At 73.8% G+C, this 2,819-nt stretch carries 3 protein-coding genes; all 3 read left to right on the top strand.

Annotated features, from left to right (window positions below):
* The first annotated feature begins 574 nt into the window (after window positions 1-574).
* On the top strand, window positions 575-742 hold the full coding sequence (locus J0670_RS34905) for a hypothetical protein (RefSeq protein WP_207816501.1): 168 nt from the start codon (window positions 575-577) through the stop codon (window positions 740-742).
* 34 nt (window positions 743-776) lie between these two features.
* A complete protein-coding gene (locus tag J0670_RS34900) occupies window positions 777-1,121 on the top strand; it encodes a helix-turn-helix transcriptional regulator (protein ID WP_207816500.1) in 345 nt (114 codons plus the stop codon).
* Window positions 1,122-1,177: 56 nt separating this feature from the next.
* A partial coding sequence (locus tag J0670_RS34895) for a SulP family inorganic anion transporter (protein ID WP_207816502.1) occupies window positions 1,178-2,819 on the top strand: 1,642 nt, incomplete at its 3' end.

Below are 2,819 nucleotides of genomic sequence, written 5' to 3'. Positions count from 1 at the left end.
AGAGACTATAGACCTGTCGGCGAGGCGGCGGAAACACGCCCGGTCCCGAAGGCGCCCGCCGCCACCTTCGGGCGACCACGTCCGAAGGCGGCGACGGGCACGCGGCCCCCATCGGCCGCGGGAAGCCGCGGGAGGGCAGGGCGACCGGGCCGTCCACGGCGTTCCCGCGGGCCCGCGCCATGGAGCACAACTTCCATGTCGCCGGGCCCATGCCTGCCGTCCCGCCACGAACCGCCCGGCGGGCTACCTACCCCGCCCTCCCGCACCTCGCAGTTGCGAATATTAGCAACTGTTCAGGTCTTGGGTGAACGTTCCGCGGCTCCGGGGGTGGCAGGCCTGCCCGGATACGACCACGTGTGGCGCTTCGTGCGAGCCGCGCGCACGGATGCGGCCGGTCCTGTCCGGCTCGAAGTCCGCCGACGATCGGAAGAGATCGCGATTGTCTGAATCCACCACATGCAGAACAGTCGAGTTGCGAAATTCTTCATCTCCGCACAAGATGTTGCGCAGTCCGACAGGAGAAGCGTGCCCGCGGCCGCCCCCAGGCGGACGGCCGGGGCGAGGGAGGATGGCGATGGCCGAGGCCTTCGAGCAGGAGCTGCGCGAGCAGCTGGCCACGGCGCGCCGGGCCCTGAGCGACGCGCGGGCCGCGAGCGACGACGAAGGCGTCGTGGCCTACGAGGGCCGCGTCTGCGGACTGCTCGCGATCGCGGCCCTGCACGGCATCGACGTCGCGGACTGAACAACCCGAGCACGACGCAAGGAGAAGGCTGAGTATGGCCGTCCCGCTGTACCAGGCGAAGGCGGAGTTCTTCCGCACCCTGGGCCACCCGGTGCGCATCCGGGTGCTGGAACTGCTGCAGAACGGCCCGACTCCGGTCCGGGATCTGCTCGCCGACCTCGACATCGAGGCCTCCAACCTCTCCCAGCAGCTCGCGATCCTGCGCCGGTCCAACCTGGTGATCGCCACCCGCGACGGCGGCACCGTCGTCTACACGCTCTCCACCCCGGACGTGTCCGAGCTGCTGCTGGCCGCCCGCCGGATACTGAGCACGGTCATCAGCGAGCAGGGGCAGCTGCTGTCCGAACTGCGCGCCGGGGCCGGGGAGGTCCGGGCGTGAACACCGTCCTCGACCGGGTGCGCGCGGTTCTGCCCACCCGTCAGATCCTCGCCACCATGGGCCGCTCCCCGCGCAAGGACCTGCTCGCCGGGCTCACCGTGGCCATCGTCGCGCTGCCGCTCGCCCTCGGCTTCGGCATATCCTCCGGCGCGGGCGCCGAGGCGGGCCTGGCCACCGCCGTCGTCGCCGGGGCGCTGGCCGCCGTCTTCGGCGGTTCCAACCTCCAGGTGTCCGGCCCCACCGGCGCGATGACCGTCGTCCTCGTCCCGATCGTCGCCCGCTACGGCACCGACGGGGTCCTGACGGTCGGCCTGCTGGCCGGCGTGGTCCTCATCGGTTTGGCCCTGCTGGGCGCGGGGCGCTGGATGGCCTACGTGCCGGTGCCCGTGGTCGAGGGCTTCACGCTCGGCATCGCCGGTGTCATCGCCCTCCAGCAGGTCCCCGGCGCGCTCGGCGTCACCAAGCCCGAGGGCGACAACCCCGCACTCGTCGCCGCCAAGGCCGTCCGAGAGTTCGCCGCCGCCCCGCACTGGGCCGCCGTCGCGGTGGCGCTCGCGGTGGCGGCCGTGATGCTGGTCGGCGTACGGCTGCGGCCGGCCGTGCCGTTCTCCCTGATCGCCGTCGTCGCCGCCACCGTCGTCGCCAGGTTCGCCGACCTGCCGGTGGCCACCATCGGTCACCTGCCCGCCGGGCTCCCGGCCCCCTCGCTCGGCTTCCTCGACCCCTCCGCGATTCCGGCGCTCCTGCCCTCGGCCCTCGCCGTCGCGGCGCTGGCCGCGCTGGAGTCTCTCATGTCCGCGACCGCCGCCGACGCGATGAGCGTCTCCGAGCGCCACGACAGCAACCGCGAACTGTTCGGCCAGGGCCTGGCCAACCTCGCCGCCCCGCTGTTCGGCGGCGTCGCCGCGACCGGCGCCATCGCCCGCACCGCCGTCAACGTGCGCTCCGGCGCCGCCTCCCGGCTCGCCGCCCTCGTCCACGCCGCCGTCCTCGCCGTGATCGTCTTCGCGGCCGCCCCGCTCGTGGCCGGCATCCCGCTCGCCGCCCTGGCCGGCGTGCTGATCGCCACCGCCGTACGCATGGTCCAGGTCGGCTCACTGCGCGCGCTCGCCCGCACCGGCCGGGGCGAGGCCGCCGTCCTCGCCCTCACCGCCGCGGCCACCCTCGCCTTCGACCTGGTCACCGCCGTCGTCGTCGGGATGCTCGTCTCCGGCGCCCTGGCGCTCGCCGCCGTCGCCAAGGCCGCCCGCGTCGAACAGGTCCCCCTGCACGCCGACCAGCCGGCGGGCGACCACCACGAGGAGGAGCAGGCGCTGCTCGCCGAGCACATCGTCGCCTACCGCATCGACGGGCCGCTGCTGTTCGCCGCCGCCCACCGCTTCCTGCTCGAACTCACCGAGTCCACCGAGGTCAAGGTCGCGATACTGCGGATGTCGAGGGTCAGCGCGATCGACGCCAGCGGCGCCACCGTCCTCGGCGACGCCATCACCGAGCTCCAGCGGCGCGGCACCCTCGTCCTCGTCTCCGGCATCCGCGACGAACACCACCGCCCCCTGGACGCCCTCGGCATACTCGACCGCCTGCGCGCGGACGGCCACGTCTTCGGGACGACACCGGACGCCATCGCCTACGCCCGCACCCACCTGCGCGGCCGGCTGATCCCGGCGGGGCGCACCACCGGCGACGCGGCCCCCGCAG

This window comes from Streptomyces sp. FH025, assembly GCF_017427025.1.
Taxonomy (GTDB): Bacteria; Actinomycetota; Actinomycetes; order Streptomycetales; family Streptomycetaceae; genus Kitasatospora.
The sequence above is the reverse complement of the archived record's forward strand: the minus strand, read 5'-3'. Positions and strand labels throughout refer to the sequence as shown.

What these genes read in the sequence shown, in the direction of transcription:
- J0670_RS34905 (WP_207816501.1), top strand. Translation starts at nt 575, where the DNA reads ATGGCCGAGGCCTTCGAGCAGGAGCTGCGCGAGCAGCTGGCCACGGCG.
- J0670_RS34900 (WP_207816500.1), top strand. Translation starts at nt 777, where the DNA reads ATGGCCGTCCCGCTGTACCAGGCGAAGGCGGAGTTCTTCCGCACCCTG.